This is a genomic window from Mesorhizobium sp. P2_F7 (genome assembly GCF_056403695.1).
In genome coordinates this window covers 360,279-379,931 of the sequence record NZ_JBFUFA010000005.1, presented here as the reverse complement: position 1 = coordinate 379,931, position 19,653 = coordinate 360,279, and the positions used below count along the sequence as shown (strand labels likewise).

At 62.6% G+C, this 19,653-nt stretch carries 16 protein-coding genes and 1 tRNA gene; 6 read left to right on the top strand and 11 right to left on the bottom strand.

Annotated elements, in window-relative coordinates; translation table 11 throughout:
- The first annotated feature begins 408 nt into the window (after nt 1-408).
- Together AC1DZ8_RS20440 and AC1DZ8_RS20435 are read left to right on the top strand one after the other, a co-directional pair.
- Entirely contained in the window at nt 409-1,659 is a 1,251-nt protein-coding gene (locus AC1DZ8_RS20440; RefSeq protein WP_477309530.1) for a site-2 protease family protein, read from the top strand.
- Nucleotides 1,660-1,811: 152 nt separating this feature from the next.
- On the top strand, nt 1,812-2,465 hold the full coding sequence (locus AC1DZ8_RS20435) for a hypothetical protein (RefSeq protein ID WP_477309529.1): 654 nt from the start codon (nt 1,812-1,814) through the stop codon (nt 2,463-2,465).
- Nucleotides 2,466-2,480: 15 nt separating this feature from the next.
- On the opposite strand, the gene lipB is transcribed toward AC1DZ8_RS20435, so the two are convergent.
- Nucleotides 2,481-3,224, bottom strand: coding sequence for a lipoyl(octanoyl) transferase LipB (lipB, locus tag AC1DZ8_RS20430; RefSeq protein WP_477401512.1), 744 nt, complete (start codon nt 3,222-3,224; stop codon nt 2,481-2,483).
- Nucleotides 3,225-3,558: 334 nt separating this feature from the next.
- On the opposite strand from lipB, the gene AC1DZ8_RS20425 reads away from it, so the two are divergent.
- Nucleotides 3,559-3,643 (top strand) — tRNA-Leu (locus AC1DZ8_RS20425).
- A gap of 158 nt (nt 3,644-3,801) precedes the next feature.
- Here the strand turns inward: AC1DZ8_RS20425 and AC1DZ8_RS20420 are convergent.
- Entirely contained in the window at nt 3,802-4,881 is a 1,080-nt protein-coding gene (locus AC1DZ8_RS20420; RefSeq protein ID WP_477309527.1) for a sensor histidine kinase, read from the bottom strand.
- Between the two features lie 364 nt (nt 4,882-5,245).
- Here AC1DZ8_RS20420 and AC1DZ8_RS20415 point away from each other — a divergent pair, with 364 nt between their 5' ends.
- Nucleotides 5,246-6,178 carry a TauD/TfdA dioxygenase family protein gene (locus AC1DZ8_RS20415; protein ID WP_477309526.1) on the top strand — a complete coding sequence of 311 codons (933 nt, stop codon included), beginning with the start codon at nt 5,246-5,248 and terminating at the stop codon, nt 6,176-6,178.
- Nucleotides 6,179-6,306: 128 nt separating this feature from the next.
- Here AC1DZ8_RS20415 and AC1DZ8_RS20410 read toward each other — a convergent pair whose 3' ends face one another.
- From AC1DZ8_RS20410 to AC1DZ8_RS20380, 7 genes are all read right to left on the bottom strand, one after another.
- Entirely contained in the window at nt 6,307-8,976 is a 2,670-nt protein-coding gene (locus AC1DZ8_RS20410; protein WP_477309525.1) for a phosphoenolpyruvate carboxylase, read from the bottom strand.
- A 30-nt stretch (nt 8,977-9,006) separates the two neighbouring features.
- Nucleotides 9,007-9,975, bottom strand: a complete 969-nt coding sequence (locus AC1DZ8_RS20405; RefSeq protein ID WP_477309524.1) for a 2-hydroxyacid dehydrogenase — start codon at nt 9,973-9,975, stop codon at nt 9,007-9,009.
- A gap of 87 nt (nt 9,976-10,062) precedes the next feature.
- Nucleotides 10,063-10,962 carry a succinate--CoA ligase subunit alpha gene (gene sucD, locus AC1DZ8_RS20400; RefSeq protein WP_477309523.1) on the bottom strand — a complete coding sequence of 300 codons (900 nt, stop codon included), beginning with the start codon at nt 10,960-10,962 and terminating at the stop codon, nt 10,063-10,065.
- A 14-nt stretch (nt 10,963-10,976) separates the two neighbouring features.
- Nucleotides 10,977-12,164, bottom strand: coding sequence for a malate--CoA ligase subunit beta (locus AC1DZ8_RS20395; protein ID WP_477401509.1), 1,188 nt, complete (start codon nt 12,162-12,164; stop codon nt 10,977-10,979).
- A gap of 76 nt (nt 12,165-12,240) precedes the next feature.
- Nucleotides 12,241-13,203 (bottom strand): HpcH/HpaI aldolase/citrate lyase family protein, encoded by a 963-nt coding sequence (locus AC1DZ8_RS20390; RefSeq protein WP_477310806.1) that lies wholly within the window; start codon nt 13,201-13,203, stop codon nt 12,241-12,243.
- 10 nt (nt 13,204-13,213) lie between these two features.
- Nucleotides 13,214-14,404 carry an aminotransferase class V-fold PLP-dependent enzyme gene (locus tag AC1DZ8_RS20385; protein WP_477310808.1) on the bottom strand — a complete coding sequence of 397 codons (1,191 nt, stop codon included), beginning with the start codon at nt 14,402-14,404 and terminating at the stop codon, nt 13,214-13,216.
- Nucleotides 14,405-14,550: 146 nt separating this feature from the next.
- A complete protein-coding gene (locus AC1DZ8_RS20380; protein WP_477401506.1) occupies nt 14,551-15,171 on the bottom strand; it encodes a LuxR C-terminal-related transcriptional regulator in 621 nt (206 codons plus the stop codon).
- A 442-nt stretch (nt 15,172-15,613) separates the two neighbouring features.
- On the opposite strand from AC1DZ8_RS20380, the gene mgtE reads away from it, so the two are divergent.
- Both mgtE and AC1DZ8_RS20370 read left to right on the top strand, forming a co-directional pair.
- A complete protein-coding gene (gene mgtE / locus AC1DZ8_RS20375) occupies nt 15,614-17,032 on the top strand; it encodes a magnesium transporter (protein WP_477310812.1) in 1,419 nt (472 codons plus the stop codon).
- Between the two features lie 298 nt (nt 17,033-17,330).
- Entirely contained in the window at nt 17,331-17,717 is a 387-nt protein-coding gene (locus tag AC1DZ8_RS20370) for a MerR family transcriptional regulator (RefSeq protein ID WP_112565167.1), read from the top strand.
- Nucleotides 17,718-18,029: 312 nt separating this feature from the next.
- Here AC1DZ8_RS20370 and AC1DZ8_RS20365 read toward each other — a convergent pair whose 3' ends face one another.
- Nucleotides 18,030-18,536: a methyltransferase family protein gene (locus AC1DZ8_RS20365; RefSeq protein ID WP_477310815.1), complete on the bottom strand. Its 507-nt coding sequence runs from the start codon at nt 18,534-18,536 to the stop codon at nt 18,030-18,032.
- Complete coding sequence (locus AC1DZ8_RS20360; RefSeq protein ID WP_477310817.1) at nt 18,533-19,528, bottom strand: acetyltransferase domain-containing protein; 996 nt, start codon at nt 19,526-19,528, stop codon at nt 18,533-18,535. The genes AC1DZ8_RS20365 and AC1DZ8_RS20360 overlap by 4 nt, the downstream gene beginning before the upstream one ends.
- Nucleotides 19,529-19,653: the final 125 nt, after the last annotated feature.

The window sequence follows — 19,653 nt, the reverse complement described above, 5'->3', positions numbered from 1 at the left end:
ACCCAAAGTACGCTCCGCTCAGGTTCTCGGAATCCACCTTTCTCGACTCAGCCTGACGGCGCCGGAAGACCGGCATCGCGCCTGCTAACCTTTCCTTAACCCTGCCCAAACCGGCTGTCAGGATTCGTCGGCATGCCGCTTTCCGATCGTTGACATTCGAACAAAATTAGAACAAATTATGAACATAGCAACAACAGGAGAGAGTTATGAGCGATCTTGTTCAGGACGTCGTTTCGTTGGTGTGTATGAGTGCGTTTCTTATTTCCATGGCGGTCTGGATCGGCGCCATGTGATCAGTCTGCGGTTCGCCGCAGTGTTTTGAGGCGGGCAGGAGGGCGTTGTGTTGTTAAGCCTTTCTTGCCGCCATGACGCTAGGGTGCCCTGTCAAGATAGGGAGCAAACGCCTAGGTGTCACCGATCATCACGGCCCTTCTCGTGGCCGGCAATCTCGGACTAATTTTCCTTTTGATGACCGCGCCGCTCGGTTTGCGCACGGTGAGGCTCAGCCGCGTGGTTGCCATGGACCGGCAGCGCCTCTGGCAGGCGCTGTGGCCGCTCGGCAGCGATGCCGGCTGGTCCGGCGAGATACTGTCGGCAGAGCCGCTGGACGGGCAAGGTACGGTCCGCATCATGCTGTCCTGGGAAGGCCGCGACGGCCAGCCGATCGAGCGCCGGTCGCGCTTCGAGGACGTCGTCGAAGGCAGTCGTTTTTCGCAGCGCGTCATCGAGGATACCGCGCTCGACACGTCGTTCTGGAAGGATTTTTACGAGACCACTGAACTCGTCACGGAAGGTGCGGGCACGCGGGTGACGCTCAGCCAGACCGACCACTATCGCGGCGTCGCTTTCCTGGTCTTCCGCTACTTCGCCATGCGCCGCGAACTCGGCAAGCTGCAGGTCTGGGCGAAGACCGGGCAGTATCGAAAAGGCGGCTGGTTCGAGCATCCGCTGAGCCAGGTCGGCTTCGCCATCCTGTCGGCCTTCATTCTGTGGCCGTTCTTCGGGCTCAATCTCGGGGGCTTCGCGCTGGCCGCGATCCTGACCTCTGTCGTCGCCCTGCACGAACTCGGCCATATGGCGGCCTTCCGGCTGACCGGGCACCGCAAGGCGCGGATGATCTTCATCCCGCTGCTCGGCGGCATCGCCATTGGCGGGCGGCCCTATGACAGCCGCTTCGAGGTCGCCTTCGTGGCGCTGATGGGCGCCGGCTTTTCCGCGTTTCTGGTGCCGCTGCTGATCGTCACCAGCGGCTTCGCGTCCAGCGAGGGGCATCGGCTGGCCGCCGCCCTTCTGGCGACGCTCGCCGGCTTTGCCGCTCTGTTCAACATCGCCAATCTCGTGCCGGTGTGGAAATTCGACGGCGGCCAGGTGCTGCGCCAGATCTGTCCGGGCCCGATAGCGCTGGCACTAGCCTCCTTCTCCCTGCTCTCGGCCTTGCTGGCGATCGGCTGGCTGGCCGGCTTTTCCCAAAGTTTTTTGCTGGTGGCGGGCGCGGTCTTCGCCATCCTCAGCCTGCTGACCATGGGCAGCGGGGTAAAGCCGCGCCACGAGCTGAAGCCGATCCGCACCTTCGACCGTTTCGCCATGGCCGGCGCGCTGCTGGCGGTCTTCGCCATTCACGGCTATGGGCTGCTATGGGCTTCGGCGCGACTGCTTTGATAGGAGTTCGCGACTTCCGAAAGGACGGGCTTGACGGCCTCGCCGTTGCGGATTGCCGTAGCGGTCTGCCATAATTTCGTTTGCGGAGAGATTTTCCGTGTTTAATTCCTGTCCAGCTCGATGAATGCAGCAATCCTTAGAATCGCAACGGCATGTTGACTTTGAAGGAAATTCTGAAGTCGGACCCCAAATCTATTCCAATTGGGGAGTACGAACGGGTTTTTAGTTTTATCAATTTGATTAGAATTCCTGACAACGATGCTGAAAAGAAGCAGGCATACCTTCAGGCGTATAGATTTCATATATTTCTGTATTATTCATGGACTCCAGTTGCTGCATCTTTTTTGATCTACTATTTTTCTAGAATAATCCCCGATGGCGGATATATTTCGCAGCGCATCGACGTCATTTTATATGCGTTTTGGCACTGGGGCTTCCCGGAGGGCGAGCATTTATCTTACACAAGAGCATGTGGCGCCACCAGCTTGTCGTGGGCAGCTTGGCTGGTTTGGAGGCTATACAGAGATACTACCGACAGGGGAGTTTTCCTGCGCGAGGACGTTCAAGAAGCTTTTCCCAAGCTTCTGCAACTTGCTCTTTTCGTGCTTTTAGGGAGCTTGTTTTTCTTCGTTTTTTCGCTTCTGGGTCCGTTCGGCGCTTCGTCATTGGCCGTGCCATCTGCACACGATAGCGTCTATGTGTATGCATTTAAGAAATGCGCGATGATATCGAGCGGTTATTGGTTACTCGGCTTTTCGTCTCTATTGTTGTCGACAGGTATTCGATGGGCATACCAACAGAGATAAAGTGAGATCCGGATTTCAGCCGGCCTTGCGCGCCGGTTCGGCAGAAATGGCCTCGGCCGCTCCAAAAACATCCTCGAAGGCGGATTTCAGCGCTAGGTCGAAGTCGGCCATGGTCACCGGCAGGCCGAGATCGACAAGGCTGGTGACGCCGTGGTCGGGCACGCCGCAGGGCACGATGCCGCTGAAATGGCTGAGATCCGGCTCGACATTGACGGCGATGCCATGAAAGCTCACCCAGCGCCGCAGCCGGATGCCGATAGCCGCGATCTTGTCCTCGGCCGGCGAGCCGTCGGGCAGGGCAGGGCGATCGGGCCGCACCACCCAGACGCCCACGCGGTCCTCGCGGCGTTCGCCGCGCACGTTGAAGGCGGCGAGCGTGCCGATGATCCACTGTTCGAGCGCGGCGACGAAGGCGCGCACGTCCTCGCGCCGGCGTTTTAAGTCAAGCATGACATAGGCAACGCGCTGGCCCGGTCCGTGATAGGTGTATTCGCCGCCACGCCCGGCCGCGAAGACCGGAAAGCGGTCGGGGTCGATCAAATCCTCGATGCGGGCGCTGGTGCCGGCGGTGTAAAGCGGCGGGTGCTCGACCAGCCAGACCAGCTCGGCGGCCGCACCGGTGCGGATCGCGTCGGCGCGTGCTTCCATCAGGGCAAGCGCATCGGTGTAGCCGGTCAAACCGGGCTCGATGCGCCATTCAACGGGTGCTGAGCCGGGCAAGGGCAGGAACGACGTGGCGATCTGGCTGCGTTCGGTCATGGCTTTTCGATTTTTCGCTGAATCAAAATGACGTTTCGTTGAATCGTCATCTTGATCCGTCAGTTTGTTGGAGCGTGATCTTTTCCGAAAACCGGTTCCCACTTTCCGGGATCGCACTCTAATGCACGCCGGCTTCCAAAACCGCCTCAGGCCTGAGCCGGAATGCATTTGCCCTTCATATGGCGGTATCCAGCCGAAACGTCCAGATATCAGCGGATTTCGACCTTCCCGACCGTTATGCCAATTCCCCGCGATTATTGCGCACCGCGCCCTTGTTTCGCCGGAAACGATTTGCTACACGCCGCGAGCCGGTTCGTTCCGGCTCCTACCACGGGCGGTCGTGGCGGAATTGGTAGACGCGCAGCGTTGAGGTCGCTGTGGGGCAACCCGTGGAAGTTCGAGTCTTCTCGACCGCACCAACATCCCGATCCATCGCGATCGGAATCGCCTAAATCCAACTAAGATCAGGTTGCGACGTCCTGCTGCTTGCGGCAGCCGCCGGGCGCTCTTGCGCACCCAATGAGGACGGCCGCCCGATGGCGCTAAGCCTCGGTCTGCGCGGAATGCGTTGCGCCAGTCAGTCCGTTGCGGCTGATCGCTTGAAAACGATGGTGACCTTGGTCCCCTCGCTGGCATTTGACTTGACGTCAAATTGCGCCTTGGCATTTTCAGTCAGCGACCGCGCGATCAGCGCGCCGAGCTTGCCGGGCTTGGGCCAGGTCTCGCCCTTCGGCAGACCGATCCCATCATCAGCGACAGTCACCCGGCAGCCGTCGCCGCTGACGACGCTATGCAGCGTAATCGTGCCGCCCTCGCGCCCGATGAAGGCATGCTTCAGGGAATTGGTCAGCAGCTCGTTGACGACCAACCCCGTCGGCATGGCGACGTTGATGGATACCGGATACGTATCCACTTTGAGGTCGAGGCGGATGCCTTCGACCGCATGCGATGCCATGACGGCGGACGCGATTTGGCTGAGATATACGCCGAGATCCACCTCATCCTTCTGCTCGTCAGCCGACAGTGCCTGGTAGAGGATTGCCAATGCGTCTACCCGACCGGCGAGCCTTTCGAAACGCTTCTGGTCCGGTTCGGTGGCGTTGCGGGTTTCCAGGCGGATCAAAGCGGTGATCATCTGCAGATTGTTTTTCACCCGGTGCTGCAGTTCGCGCAGCAGGGTGTCCTTCTCTCGGATTTGCTCCTCCACGGGCCGCGCGTCCTCGGTCTCGCCGTGTGCCGTGACGTCGACAAGTGCCACCAGCCGGAAGCAGAGCTTGCCGTTATCGTCCTCGATGACGTTGGAATAAACGTCGACAATTGCCGGCTTGTCCTCGCCGCGCTCGAGACGAAATGTGCCGACGAAGTCGGTGTCTTCAACAACAGCCTCGGCGAGCGCCCGGTCCTTCTGCTGATGAAGACCCCTGCCAGAAAGTGCAGCCCAGTTTTCCCGCGCAAGCTTCGCTGCCTTGAGGTCCGAGAGCTTCTCGAATTCGGGATTGGCGTAGACGACACGTTCCTTTGCGATCAATTCCGACACAGCAATCGCGATCGGCATCTGGTCGAGGAACTTCTTGAACTGTTCGCTTTCCAATGCGGTGGCCAGGTCAGGCGTATCGAGCAGTTGCTCGACAGCGTCAGCCTTTTCAGAGTCTGTCATCTGCGGGGCCTGCCTTTGCGTGGAAGCAATCAGTATCAGTCATGCACTTCACCCGCTATCTCCAATCTCAAAGGGGATGCGACACCCCGCGCAGCTTCGGGTGCGAGCTCGGGCAGAAGTCATTTTTCCTCGAGCCGCCGAACTTTGAAACACCTTTTCTATGGAATTTGTAGAATTACGTCTTGAATGTGATCTCGGTACTGTTCGCTAAGTCCCGGCGGCCTTCGCCTCCTGAGTTGCGATCAGCGCTTTCGAAAGCAAGCAAGACCAGCTCCCGATGAGGGAGTTGCTCCGCCGATCGCTGTGCGGCCGGTAGCGGCGGAGCATTGCCAGCAGCCCGCGGTTCCAGAGGACAGAGGTTCCCATGCCCAAACTTGCACCCGTAGAGCAGACCATCCCGGAAGCCGACATTGTCCCGCTTACGGGACGTGTCGGCGCGGAGATCAGGAACATTCGGCTTTCCGGCGACCTGCCGCAGCAGACGGTCGCGGCGATCAACCAGATGCTGTTGCGGCACAAGGTTGTGTTCTTCCGCGACCAGGCGCATCTCGACGATGCCGAGCAGGAGCGCTTCGCGCATCGTCTCGGCGACCTTGTTCCGCATCCGACCCAAGGTGCAGTCAAGGGAACGGCGTCCATTCTCGAGCTCGATTCAAGCCGTGGCGGCGGTCGCGCCGATCAGTGGCATACCGATGTCACCTTCGTTGACGCCTATCCGAAATTCTCGGTCCTTCGCGGCGTCGTCATACCGCCGGCCGGCGGCGACACCATCTGGTCGAACACCGCCGCGGCCTACCTGGATCTGCCCGAGCCGTTGAAGCTGCTGGCGGACAATCTCTGGGCGGTTCACAGCAATGTCTACGACTACGCCGCGGTCCGGCCGCGTGCGAGCGCTGCGGAAAAGAAGCATTTTGAGGAGGTCTTCACCTCGACGGTCTACGAGACCGAGCATCCCGTCGTCCGCGTCCATCCCGAAACAGGCGAACGCACGCTTTTGCTCGGCAATTTCGTGCAGAGGCTGATCGGTCTTTCCAAAAGCGATTCAGCGCGGCTCTACGAGGTGTTCCAGTCCTATGTCGCGGCGCCGGAGAACACCATCCGCTGGCGCTGGAAAGCCGGCGATGTGGCAATCTGGGATAACCGGGCGACGCAGCACTACGCCGTCAACGACTATGGCGATCAGCATCGAGTGGTGCGTCGCGCCACGGTCGACGGCGACATTCCCGTCAGCGTCGATGGCCGCCGCAGCGTCACCCGCACCAAGGTCGCGAAGCCGGCGACTGACAAGGCCGCCTGAGGCGCGAGGAGCCGCCATACAGGCGGCTCCTGCAGTCTCACCGAAGAGTGCGCTGTCGGTGCTATGACGACGCCGGCCTCTTCACGGCGACGGGCGAGACGTAACGTTGGTAGCTCACCAACTCACGCCTATCCCGTCCACCCAAGGCCAGACGAGATGCAGTTGATCGAGACAAGCAGGGCGTCGGTTGAGCGCTTCTGATCCGTCGCGCCTGATCGCACTTCACGCAGCAGATCGACTTGCAGCCGGTGAATGTCGTCCATCTGACGCCGCAGGCTGTCGAAACGCCGCTTGAACATCGGAAAGCGCACGGAGAGGTCGCCTCCGGTGAGGTCGCGGATCAGGCGCCGTGTCAACTCGTATTCGGCGACAATGCGGGTGTAGATCCGGTGCGATGCATCGCTGTTGGACACCAGGCCGGCATAGAGCCGCGCGATCTCCATGTCGGACTGGTAGAGCGTCTTCTCGGCCTCGTCGACGATCAGGCGGAAGAAGCGCGAATGTTCGAACATGCGCGCCAGTAGGTCTCGTCCGGCATCGCCGCGCACGGCGACGAAGGAGCTCAGCGCGCTGCCGATGCCATACCAGCCGGTCAGCAGGTGACGGTTCTGGCTCCAGGCGAACACCCAGGGGATGGCGCGCAAGTCGGCAATGCCGTTGGCGCCGAAACGGCGCTCCGGCCGCGAGCCCATTTTCAGCAGCCCCAGTTCCGCCACCGGGCTCGCCTGGTTGAAATAATCGAGGAAGCCTGGCTCCGCCATCAACCCGGCATAGGAGGCCTGCGACATGCCGGCCAGCGCTTCCAGCGCTTCGTCGAACTCGGGTGCCTGCCTGGTTTCGGCGTCGCCGGGCGATACGGTACTGTGAGCCAGAACGGCGGCGGCGAGGATTTCGAGCTGGTTGAGGCCGGTGCCGCGATTGGCGAATTTCGACGACACGACCTCGCCCTGTTCCGTCACCCGCATGGACCCAGTGACGGTGCCTGCCGGTTGTGCGGCGATCGCCCGGCCGGTCGGCGCGCCGCCACGGCTGACGGAGCCGCCACGGCCGTGAAAGAAGCTGATCCTGACCTTGTGCCTGCGGCCGATGGCGGCGAGGCGTTTTTGCGCCTTGGCCAGTTCCCAGTTGGAGGCGAGGAAGCCGCCATCCTTGTTGGAGTCCGAATAGCCGAGCATGATTTCCTGGCGCGCGCCGAAATCCCGCACCGTGCGCCGCACCAGGGCAATGTCGAGCAATGCGTTCAGGATGCCGGGGGCTGCCTGCAGGTCGGCGATGGTCTCGAACAAGGGCACGATCCGCAGCCTGATCGTGCCGTCGCCACCGGGCGCGCTCGAAAGCCCGCAATATTGCGCCAGCAGATAGACTGCGAGCAGATCGTCAACCGAGCGGGTCATACTGAGGATGAAACAGCCCACTGCATCGCTATCGGCGCCGGCGATCTGGTTCGCGATGACAGAGAATGTCGCAAGCAGCTCTGTTGCCTCGGGCGACAGCCGGTCCGCGTCGACCTCCAACCGCTCGCTTTGGCCAAGGGCCGCGCGGATGCGCTCCGACCATTGCGGCGTGCCTGGTGTGACCGGGTCTGCCAGCGCAAAAAGTTCGGCCAGCACCCGATTGACGACAGTGGAGTTCTGCCGGATGTCGAGCGAGACCGTACGGAAGCCGAAGCTTCCAAGCTGCCAGAGCAGCGGCTGGACGAAACGTCGGGCGACCGCGCGCCCTCCGATCGCTTCGAGGACGCGAGCCAGCCCACGGAGATCAGCACCAAACGCTTCCGCGGAGGGGTAGGCGGCTGCTCCGCCATCGCGTGTGGCCACGAGTCTGGCCAACAAGGCCGAAGCGAACTGGCGAAGCGGCTCGTCAGGGTTGCGGGCGGCGATGTCGTGCCCCTGTCCGCTTTTGTCGAGTGCCCTTTGCAGAATCGGCGCGAAGCTGGCCGGCAGGTCGACGACGTTTGAACTGGCGCTGAGCACCGTCACCAGCCGCTGCATTTGCTTCAGGTACCAGCCAAGGGCGGTGTTGCGGTATTCGGCCAGGGCACCGGCGGTCATTGCGGCGGTCACGTTCGGATTGCCGTCGCGATCGCCGCCGATCCACGAGGCATAGCGCATGAAGGAGGGGATCCTGACCGGCTCCCCGGGATAGTGACGCTGGAAGGCGTCCTGCAGCTTGCCGTAGAGTTGCGGCGTCGCCTCGAAAATCACTTCGCGGAAGAAATGCAGGCCCCAGGCGATTTCGCGTTCGACCGTCGGGCGCTCCAGCCTGAGCTCGCCCGTCATCCACAGAAGCTCGATCTCGCTTTCAAGATCAGCGACCAGCAGCTCGCGCTCGCGCGGTGCCCAGCGCGGCTGGTCGAGCTCGGTCAGCTTGCGATAGATGCGGCGGTGGATCTCCAGAACCGTGACGCGCTTGGCCTCTGTCGGGTGTGCGGTCATGGTCGGGCCGACGCTGAGGTCATCAAGTGCGGCCTGGACTTCCTGAGCCGAACGTCTGTTCGCCGCCATCTGCGCGATCACGCTGGCGAAGGAGCCCGGCACGTCGTCGGTGCCTGCGCCCTGTTCGAGTTCGCGGCGCGTGCGCATGGCCAGCAATTCATCGGCGATCGCCAGCAACTGGAACCAGACGCCGCTCGCCTGCAATGCCGGGATGCGCTGTTCCGGGGCAAGAGAGACAAGCGACCTGCGCCCGCTTAGAACGGCGGCGATCTCGGGCTCACGCGCGCTGGCGACCTTGAGCAGCAGCCGCAACAGCAGGCTGCGCTCGTCCTCGCGAAATTTTATGGGTTTGCTCTGTTCCAAAACGCTTTCCTCCCGGGTTGCGCCCGGCTTTCAAGCAACCCGGTTGGGGACCGGGCGACCCTCGAAGAAGGCGGTCAGGTTCTCCACCACCTTCATGCCCATCGCCACGCGCGTTTCCTCGGTCGCGCTGCCGAGATGCGGCAAGAGCACGACGTTTTCCAACCGCTTGAGCGCTTCCGGAACGGCCGGCTCGCCGTCGAAGACATCGAGGCCGGCTCCAGCGATCTCGCGCCTTTCCAGCGCGCCGATCAGGGTATCCTGGTCGACGACGTCGCCGCGCGCCGTGTTGATCAGGAAGGCGCCAGGTTTCATCAGACGCAGGCTGCGGGCATCGATGAGATGGCGGTTTTCCGCACCGCCCGGACAGTGCAGCGAGACGAAGTCGGATGCCGTGAGCAGCCCTTCGAGCGTCTGCATCTGCACCGCGCCCATGGCGCGCGTTTCCTCATCGTCGACGGCTGAGCGATTGAAGAACACGATCTTCATGCCGAAGCCGAAATGGGCGCGCCTGGCGGTTGCCTTGCCGATGCGGCCCATGCCGACAATGCCAAGGGTTTTGCCCGACACTTTCGCGCCGGCCATATGCGTCGGCGACCAGCCGCGCCATTCTCCGGCCCGCAGTTGGCGCTCGCCTTCGCCGGTCCGGCGCGCGACAGCCAGTATCAGGCTGAGCGCCAGGTCGGCGGTGCAATCGGTCAGCACACCCGGCGTGTTGGTCACCACGATGTCGCGGTCGCGGGCGGCGGCGACATCGATATGGCTAAAGCCGACGCCGAAATTGGCGATGATCCGCGTGCGAGCGGATGAGTCAGGAAACACCGCGTCAGGCAAACGGTCGCTGACCGTCGCCAGGATCGCGTCGTAGTCGGCGAAGGCGGACGTCATTGCGGCCGGGCTCAACGGCGTATCGCTGGTGTTGAACGTCGTGTCGAAGCGTTCGGCGAGGATCGCTTCGACAGGGGCCGGCCATTTGCGGGTAACAATCAAACGCGGTTTCATCTGACATCCTGCCCATCGCTCGGCTGGCGATCCCTGGCGCCATCCCTCAACTGCACATTGCGCTACGCGGGCTTTGCCCGACCGGAGTCACGCCGCCTTCTTCATCCGCGACAGCGTGTCGGCCACCACCTCGCCGAACGAGGACGGCGTCGGCACGATGGTGACGCCGGCTTCCTTCAAGATCTCGACCTTCTCCTGCGCCGATTCGCCGAAGGCCGAGATGATGGCGCCGGCATGGCCCATGCGGCGGCCTTTCGGAGCGGACAGGCCGGCGATGTAGGCGATGAGGGGCTTCCTCATATTGTCGCGCGCCCAGATCGCGGCTTCGGCTTCCTGCGGTCCGCCGATCTCGCCGATCATCACAACGGCGTCGGTCTCGTCGTCCTGTTCGAACAGCTTCAGCATGTCCTTGAACGACGAGCCGTTGATCGGATCGCCGCCGATGCCGACGCTGGTCGACACACCGATGCCGAGCGCCTTCATCTGTGACGCCGCCTCGTAGCCGAGCGTGCCCGAGCGGCCGACGATGCCGACGCGGCCGGGGAGGTAGATCGAGCCGGGCATGATGCCCATCAGCGCCTGTCCGGGCGTAATCACGCCGGCGCAGTTCGGGCCGATCAGTCTCATGCGGTCCTCAAAGCGGTAACGCATCATGTAGCGCTTGACCTGCATCATGTCCTGCGACGGGATGCCGTCGGTGATGCAGACGCAGAGTTTTATGCCGGCGTCGGCCGCTTCCATGATCGAATCGGCGGCAAAGGGCGGCGGCACGAAGACGATGCTGGCCTCGGCGCGGGTCTCGCGCACCGCGCCTTTCACTGTGTTGAAGACAGGCAGGCCGAGATGTTTCTGGCCGCCTTTGCCGGGCGTGACGCCGCCGACCAGCTTGGTGCCGTAGCGCTTCATGTCGTCGGCATGGAAGCTGCCGATCTTGCCGGTGAACCCTTGCACGATGACGCGCGTGCTGCGGTTGAGCAGAATTGCCATTTTATCGACCTCCCTCAGGCTGCTTTTTTCTTTTTGGCGGCCGCGCGCCATGCGGCGACGGCTTTTTCGGCGGCTTCAGCCAGCGTGTCGGCAACGATCACCGCTTCGCCGGAATCGGCCAGGATACGGCGGCCTTCCTCGGCCTTGGTGCCGGAGAGCCGCACCACCAGGGGCACGTTGACGCCGACCTCGCGGATCGCCTTGATGACGCCTTCGGCGACCCAGTCGCAGCGGTTGATGCCGGCGAAGATGTTGACCAGGATGGTCTCGACATTCTTGTCGCCGAGCACGGCGCGAAAGGATTTCGCCACGCGCTCGGGCGAGGCGCCGCCGCCGATGTCGAGGAAGTTGGCCGGCTCGCCGCCGGCGATCTTGATCATGTCCATGGTCGCCATGGCGAGACCGGCGCCATTGATGATGCAGCCTATATTGCCGTCGAGGCCGACATAGGAGAGGCCGCGATCGCTTGCAAAAGTTTCGCGCGGGTCTTCCTGGCTCTTGTCGCGCAGTTCGGAAATTTCCGGCCGGCGGAACAGCGCGTTCTCGTCGAACGACATTTTGGCGTCGAGCGTGATCAGATTGCCGTCGCGGGTCACCACCAGCGGATTGATCTCCAGCATCGAGGCGTCGTAGTCGCGGAACACCTGGTAGCAGCTGAAAATGGTCTCGGTCGCCTTGCCGATCAGATTGTGGTCGAGGCCGAGGCCGAAGGCGATCTCGCGGGCCTGAAAACGCTGCATGCCGACGCCGGGATCGACCGAGGTGCGCAGGATGGAATTGGGCGCCTTCTCGACGATGTCCTCGATCTCCATGCCGCCGGCGGCCGACGCCACGATCATGACGCGCTCTTCCTTGCGGTCGAGCACGAAGCCGACATAGAGCTCCTGCGCGATGTCGACGGCTTCCTCGAGATAGAGGCGCGAAATCAACTTGCCGCGGGGACCAGTCTGCTGGGTCACCAGCTTGCGGCCGAGCATGGCCTCGGCGGCGTTGGAGATCTCCTCGTCATTGGCGCACAGCTTGATGCCGCCCGCCTTGCCACGGGCGCCGGAATGCACCTGCGCCTTCAAGACCCATTTGCTGCCGCCGATCTCTCGTGCGCGATAGGTCGCCTGCTCGGGGCTGTAGGCCAGCCCGCCGCGCGGCACGTGCACGCCGTGGCGGGCGAGCAGTTCCTTGGCCTGATATTCGTGAATGTCCATTTTGTCCTCCCGGTATTTCTCTTTGTCTTTCCGCAATTCCGGACGGAAAACCGCTCACACTTTTCCTGGAATTGCTCTATTGCGCGGCGACGTGCGGTTGGCGGGCGCGTTCGATGGCTTCGTTGACCACCAGAACATTGCGCGCCATGCGTTCCGACGCGGCGTCGATCATCTTGCCGTCCAGCGCTGCCGCTCCCTTGCCCTGCGCCTCCGCCTCCTTCAGCACTTCGAGGATGCGCCTGGCGCGCGTGACCTCTTTTTCCGGCGGCGAGAAGACGTCGTTGGCGAGCGCGATCTGCGAGGGGTGGATCGCCCATTTGCCTTCGATGCCAAGTGCTGCAGCGCGCCTGGCTCCAGCGATATAGCCTTCCGGATCGGAGAAATCGCCGAACGGCCCGTCAATGGCGCGCAGGCCGTAGGCGCGGCAGGCGACGGTCATGCGCGACAGCGCGAAATGCCACTGGTCGCCGGGATAGTCGGGGTTGAGCCCGCCAATGTTGACGGTGCGCGCCTTGCAGCTTGCGGCATAGTCGGCGACGCCGAAATGCATGGCTTCCAGCCGGCCGGGCGTGGCGGCAATCGCCTCGACATTGGCCATGCCGAGCGCTGTCTCGATCAGCGCTTCCAGGCCGACGCGGGTCTTGTAGCCCTTGGCCATCTCGATCTGGTTGACCATGGCCTCGACCATATAGAGGTCCGCCGGCACGCCGACCTTCGGCACCAGGATGGTGTCCAGCCGGTCGCCGGCCTGTTCCATGACATCGACCACGTCGCGGTACATGTAGTGGGTGTCGAGGCCGTTGATGCGTACCGAGACGGTCTTGCCCTTGGCGCGCCAGTCAATGTCGTTCAGCGCCTGGATGATGTTCTTGCGGGCGCGTTCCTTGTCGGGCGGGGCGACCGCGTCCTCGATGTCGAGGAAGATGAAGTCGGCGGCGCTGTTGGCCGCCTTGTCGATCATCTCCGGGCTGGAGCCGGGAACGGCGAGTTCGCTGCGCTGCAGCCGCAGCTTCTTCAGATGGTTGATGGTGTGGCTCATCGTCGGTTCCTCACGCCGCTTCGGCGACCGGCACGGCGGCCGAGGCACGGAAATGCTGGATGGCGGCGCCGACGCCGGAGCCGGGCGCCAGCCGCACGCCGCAGTCGAGCAGCGTGAGTTCAGCCGCCGAGAGCGAGGCCAGCACCATCACCTCGTTCAGCCAGCCGAGATGGCCGATGCGGAACACCTTGCCGGCCACCTTGTTCAGGCCGCCGCCGAGGGACGTCTGGTAGGCCCCGTATGCGCGTTTGACGACATTGGCGCTGTCGATGCCCTCCGGCACCAGAATGGCGCTGACCGTATCGGAGTGCCATTTCGGTGCCTTGGCGCAGAGCTTCAGGCCCCAGGCGTCGACCGCCTTGCGCACGCCTTCGGCGAGGCGGTGGTGACGGGCGAAGATGTTCTCCAGCCCTTCCTCGGCGATCAGGTCGAGCGAGGCGCGCAGGCCGCGCAGCAACTGTGTAGCCGGCGTATAAGGGAAGTAGCCGGTATCGTTGACGCGGATCATGTCTTCGAAGGAGAAGAAGCAACGCCTGTGGGTGGCAGTCTTCGAAGCTGCCAGCGCCTTCTGGCTGACGGAGAGGAAGCCGAGGCCGGCGGGCAGCATGAAACCTTTCTGCGAGCCGCTGACGGCGCAGTCGACGCCCCATTCTTCCTGGCGGAAGTCGATCGAGCCGATCGAGGAAACGCCGTCGACGAACAGCAGAGCAGGGTGGTTGGCGTCGTCGAGCGCGGCGCGGCAGCCGGCGACGTCGCTGGTCACGCCGGTCGCCGTCTCATTCTGGGTGCAGAAGACCGCCTTGATGCGGTGAGCCTTGTCGTCCCTAAGCCGCTCGGCATAGAGCTCCAGCGGCACGCCGGTGCCCCATTTGCAGTCGATGACATCGACCTCGAAGCCGAGGCGTTCGGCCATGTCGACCCACAGATGCGAGAACTGGCCGAAGCGCGACATCAGCACACGATCGCCCGGGCTGAGCACATTGGTCATCGCCGCTTCCCAGGCGCCGGTGCCGGAGGAGGGGTAGATGAAGACGCGGCCGGTCTCGTTCTTGAACACTTTTTTGATGTCTTCGAACAGCGGCAGCGTGAGATCGGGGAAGGATGCGGCGCGCATGTCCTCCATCGGCAGGTTCATCGCCTGCCGGACCTGTTCGGGAATGTTGGTCGGTCCGGGAATGAAAAGATGGGTGAAACCGGCCATGATGCGAACTCCTCCTGATCCAGCAAAGCGTTGATGGGGAGTTTCGTTTCGACGGCTAAAAGCAACAACACCTTGCCGGGTAACATCTCGCCGCGTGCGGGTGGGGGAAGCCTACCCGGTTGGCCTACCCGCGGCCTGTCGCTTGCCTACCCGAAAGGCTGTTTCTGGGTGCGCTTTTCCCTGGCATAGAGCGCCACGGCCATCGCCCTGTTGCGGACGTCAAGCTTATCGTAGAGATTCTTGAGGTGGTATTTCACCGTGTTTTCGGAAATCCCCGTCCGCGTCGCGATCTGCAGGTTCGTCCAGCCATCGGACAGCACCGCCAGCAGCTCGCGCTCGCGCACGGTGAGCTGCGCCAAGGGTGTGTCGTTGACCTTGTTGATGTCGATGTAGGGGATACAGATGCGCCCATGCGCCACGGCCAGGATGGTCTCGAAGATGATCGAAGGGTCGTCGAACTGGAAGCAGTAGCCCTGGGCTCCGAGCCGCACGCACTGCTTCAGAATGCCGATGTCATGGTCGTTGGAAAACACCGCGATGCGCACGCCGAGCTTGCGGCTGTGAACTTCGGCCAGCACATCGGCGCCGTCCATGTCGGCCAGCTTCCAGCCGATGACGGCGACGTCGAATTCGCTTTCCGTTGCCAGGTCCAGGAAATGCCTGCCGCTTTGCACGCAGGCGAGGAGATCGAAGCGGCCGTCGCACTCCAGCATTTCGCGCAGCGCCGATATGACGAGCGGATTGCGTTCGGCGACGACCACGCGCACGCGCCGTTCCGCTGATACCTTGGCTTCTGTCTGCGACCTGATCTTCAAGGGCTTCCGGCTGTTCTGGTTGCAATCCGAGCGGTCCGACCACTGCCTGGACCTGCATCATGACAATTCTGCCCCAACTGTGCAGGGGTGCTCTTTCCCCAGCGACATGCGCTGTCGCGCTGCCTTAAGCCGGAGCGCGTACTGTTTCGATGGCAACGACAGGGTTCGGGTGTGGCCGGCACCGTCGCTTCACCGCAAGAAGACGCCAACTGCCAAGCGGGCATTTCGCTTGAAATTCCCGTGCGTTAGAGCGACAGCTTGTGACGCTGATTCGCGTTGCGACCCTGTCTGTCTTTGTTTGAGCGCCGGACCCAAAACCGGTTTCCCCTTTTCAAGATCATGGTCTAGACCTGACGGGCACCTTTTCCGGAAGGGATGATGGTGGGAGGCGCCGGTGGAAGGCGAACACGAACAGACGAGCGGCGCCAAAGCCGCTGACGATGCCCACGCCGACATCTATGGCGAGGATGGTGTGGTGCTGTCGTCCTTCCTCGCCCAGATCGGCGCCGCCATCGCCGATCGCGACACGCTAACGCTCAAGCGCGAAGTCGACGACCTGCACCAGTCGGAACTCGGCGATCTGCTCGAAGCGCTGCATCCCGAACAGCGCCGCGCGCTCGTCGAGCTGCTCGGCACCGATTTCGACTTTTCGGCGTTGACCGAAGTCGACGAGGCGATCCGCCGCGACATCGTCGACAATTTGCCCAATGAGCAAATCGCCCAGGGCATGCAGGACCTCGATTCCGACGACGCGGTCTACATTCTCGAAGACCTCGAAAAGGAAGACCAGGACGAGATCCTGTCGCAACTGCCGTTCACCGAACGGATCAGGCTGCGCCGTTCGCTCGACTACCCCGAAGAGACGGCCGGCCGGCGCATGCAGACCGAGTTTGTCGCCGTGCCGCCGTTCTGGACCATCGGCCAGACCATCGACTACATGCGCGAGGACAAGAATCTCCCGGACCGCTTCAGCCAGATCTTCGTCATCGATCCGAGCTTCAAGCTGTTGGGCGCCATCGACCTCGACCAGATCCTGCGCACCAAACGCACGATCAAGGTCGAGGATGTCATGCATGAGACCAGGCACGCCATTCCGGCCACGATGGACCAGGAAGAGGCGGCGCGGGAATTCGAGCAATACGATCTGCTCTCCGCCGCCGTCGTTGATGAGAACGAGCGGCTGGTCGGTGTGCTGACCATCGACGATGTCGTCGACGTCATCCAGCAGGAAGCCGAGGAAGATCTGCTGCGCATGGGCGGCGTCGGCGACGAAGAGTTGTCCGACAGCATTCTGTCGACCTCGCGCTCGCGCGTGCCCTGGCTGCTAGTCAATTTGCTGACGGCGTTCCTGGCGGCTTCGGTGATCGGCCTGTTCGACCGCACGATCGAGCATATCGTGGCGCTGGCCGTGCTGATGCCGATCGTGGCCGGCATGGGCGGCAATGCCGGGTCGCAGACCATGACCGTGACCGTGCGGGCGCTGGCGACCAAGGACCTCGACATCTACAACGCCGGCCGCATCATCCGCCGCGAGATGGGCGTGGGCTCGATCAACGGCATCATCTTCGCGGTGCTGATCGGCATCGTCGCGGCAGCGTGGTTCCGCGATCCCAATCTGGGCGGCATCATTGCCGCGGCGATGATCATCAACATGTTCGTGGCAGCCCTTGCCGGCATCCTGATCCCGTTGCTGCTCGACCGGTTCAAGATCGATCCGGCAGTGGCCTCGGCGGTGTTCGTCACCACGGTCACCGACGTCGTCGGCTTCTTTGCGTTTCTGGGGCTGGCCACCTGGTGGTTCGCCGTCCCCTAGGCTGCTGATATTCAGGTGAGGCCGGCCTGCAAATGGCTGATACCTGCGCTTCCGATGCTCACGTACGAAAAGTACGCTCCGCTCCGGTTCTCGGTATCAGCCATTTTCAACTCCGCCTGACCTGAATCTCAACAGCCGAAACGCGCGGAAGCTTGGCACGTCAATTGACTTTTACGTAAATGCCGTGCGACGCTGCCTCGGGGTTTCCTGCCGAATCCGGTATGGAGCGGGTGGATCGGAATTGGGGGAGGTGCCGCGCAGGCGGCCGCTGACTCATGTTCCGGAATTTGGAGCAATGATGCGGGAATATTATACCATCACCGAACTGACGCGCGAATTCGACGTGTCGACGCGCACGCTGCGTTTTTACGAGGATGAGGGGCTCGTGCAGCCGGTGCGGCGCGGCCGCACAAGGCTGTTTCGCCCGTCGGACCGGCATCTGATCCGCCAGATCATGCGCGGAAAACGGCTCGGCTTCTCGATCAACGAGATTCGCGAAATCATCCAGATGTACAAGGAGCCGCCCGGCGAGGTCGGTCAACTCAACCTGATGATCAAGCGCATCGAGGAAAAGCGCGAGGATTTGCGCCAGAAGCGGCGCGATCTGGAAGAGACGCTGGCGGAGCTCGACCAGGCGGAGGAGTCTTGTGTCGAGCGGTTGGTGGAGCTGGGGGTTAACACCTGAGCTGACCATCACGTGTTTGAGCGCGCCTGTCGCAAACGTTCGCGATTAGCCGGAGCCGTCCAAACTTCGTCATTCCAGGGCGGAGCAGGAGCGAAGCTCCGTCGCGTAGACCCTAGAATCCATTCCGTGACATTGGCCGCGGAGTGCAGCGGTAGAGAATTCTGGACCGTAGCAACGCTCTGGAGTGGCGGCATGGGTCCTCGGGTCTGCGCTGCGTCGCTGCGCTCCTTGCTTCGCCCGTGGATGACGAAGAGACGGGCGTGTCTGCTAATCGCCAAGGCATGCGACTCCTGCCTGCGACCACGCGCCGCCTCAGATCCAGCGCCGAACCCGTTTGGCGTAGTCGCGGTATTTCTTGCCGAATTTGGCCGCCAGCACTTTTTCCTCGCTCTCGATCGCGACTTTCTGGGTGGCGAAGGCGGCAATCAGGGCCAGCGGCAGGAACCAGACGATCCCCGAAACGAAGGCGGCGCCGATCAACAGCAGCGTGTTGGCGAGATACATCGGATTGCGGGTGACGCCGAACGGGCCTGACGTCACCAGATGCTCCGGCACGCCGTTGGGGTTCATCGTCGTCCTGGCCCGCGTCATGGCGCGGATGGCGGTGAACCAGAGCGCGGCGACGGCAAACAGCACCACGAAGCCGGCCGCGAACAGAAGGTCGCCAAGGAGATCGCCGATCCAGGGCAGGGGATACAAGAAGCCAAGCACGATGCTGATGGCGATGGCGGCGCAGTAGATCAGCGGCGGCCAAGGGATCAGCCCGGATTTTGCCAGCTCAGGTTTTGCCAGTCCGCCTTTTGGCAGCTTGTCGCTCATTGTTGCCCTCCCTGCGTCATCGGGCTCTCCTCCGTTTTGGCGGTGCAGATGCCGGCGAGTTCACCGAGATGCGCTTTGAACTCTGGGGTCTGGTCGCCATTGTAGAGCCGGTCGAATGCTGCCTCGCCTTGCAGCGTGTCCAGCATGCACACACAATAGCTGGCGCAGAACGCCGTGTCGCGCTGCTGTTCGCAGGAGACCTGGCATTCCTTGAGGAAGACCACTTCCCTTGTCTCGACTGGCGCCGGCGCGATCTGCGAGAACAGCCAGACACAGCCGAACAGCAGCGGCTGGTGGATCAGGTAGAAAGCCAGACTGTGGCGGCCAATGAAGGTGAGGGGCTTGGCCCAGCGTCCGGGTGTCAGCGTCGCCAGCCGTGCCAGCACGCCGCTGGTGGAGGCAAGCTTCGCCGCCGCGATGCCGACAAGCACCGCGCCAAACCAGGGAAACAGCGGCACATAGTCGTTGGAGCGCGGGTTGATCGCCGACAGGCCGACCCACCACAGCGCCTGATGGTCGAAGGCTTCGGACCTGAGGTAGATGGGCGCTGCGATCACGATTGCCGCCACGACCAGCGTCAGCAGCGCCGGCAGCCGCAGGAACAGCAGGCCGAGCAGGCTGGCCAGCGCGATCTCGTGCAATATGCCGAAGAAGATGAAGCTGTCCGGCGTGATGAAATACGTCACCGCCGATATGGCGGCCGCCGCCACCGCGACCATGGCAAAGCGCTTCCAGAAGCCGATCCAGCGGATCTGCTTGCCGTGGGCGAGAAACAGGCTGACGCCGACCAGGAACAGGAAGGTCGAGGCGATGCAGCGCGCATAGATCTTCCACCAGCCGAAGGCGGTGAGGCCGGGATCGGTGTAGTGGAAATTTTCCAGATCCCAGGTGAAGTGGTAGCTGGCCATGGCGATCAGCGCGATGCCGCGCACGACGTCGATGGCTGTGATGCGCTTCGGTTGATCTCCAGGGGGTGCGGTATGGATGCTCATGGTCTCGCGATCTGATTCAGCCCCAGAGACGACTATCACGGTTGCACTGGACAAAAGAAGGCCGTGCGGCTGCATCGGGCGCCGCTTTAGGCCAGAGCCGGAAAGCCTTTGACCGAATTCGCTTT

Coding starts and splice junctions, on each gene's coding strand:
- AC1DZ8_RS20385 (WP_477310808.1), bottom strand. CDS start 14,404: ATGGCCGGTTTCACCCATCTTTTCATTCCCGGACCGACCAACATTCCC.
- AC1DZ8_RS20390 (WP_477310806.1), bottom strand. CDS start 13,203: ATGAGCCACACCATCAACCATCTGAAGAAGCTGCGGCTGCAGCGCAGC.
- AC1DZ8_RS20365 (WP_477310815.1), bottom strand. CDS start 18,536: ATGAGCGACAAGCTGCCAAAAGGCGGACTGGCAAAACCTGAGCTGGCA.
- AC1DZ8_RS20360 (WP_477310817.1), bottom strand. CDS start 19,528: ATGAGCATCCATACCGCACCCCCTGGAGATCAACCGAAGCGCATCACA.
- AC1DZ8_RS20405 (WP_477309524.1), bottom strand. CDS start 9,975: ATGAAACCGCGTTTGATTGTTACCCGCAAATGGCCGGCCCCTGTCGAA.
- sucD (WP_477309523.1), bottom strand. CDS start 10,962: ATGGCAATTCTGCTCAACCGCAGCACGCGCGTCATCGTGCAAGGGTTC.
- AC1DZ8_RS20395 (WP_477401509.1), bottom strand. CDS start 12,164: ATGGACATTCACGAATATCAGGCCAAGGAACTGCTCGCCCGCCACGGC.
- lipB (WP_477401512.1), bottom strand. CDS start 3,224: ATGACCGAACGCAGCCAGATCGCCACGTCGTTCCTGCCCTTGCCCGGC.
- AC1DZ8_RS20415 (WP_477309526.1), top strand. CDS start 5,246: ATGCCCAAACTTGCACCCGTAGAGCAGACCATCCCGGAAGCCGACATT.
- AC1DZ8_RS20420 (WP_477309527.1), bottom strand. CDS start 4,881: ATGACAGACTCTGAAAAGGCTGACGCTGTCGAGCAACTGCTCGATACG.
- AC1DZ8_RS20435 (WP_477309529.1), top strand. CDS start 1,812: ATGTTGACTTTGAAGGAAATTCTGAAGTCGGACCCCAAATCTATTCCA.
- AC1DZ8_RS20370 (WP_112565167.1), top strand. CDS start 17,331: ATGCGGGAATATTATACCATCACCGAACTGACGCGCGAATTCGACGTG.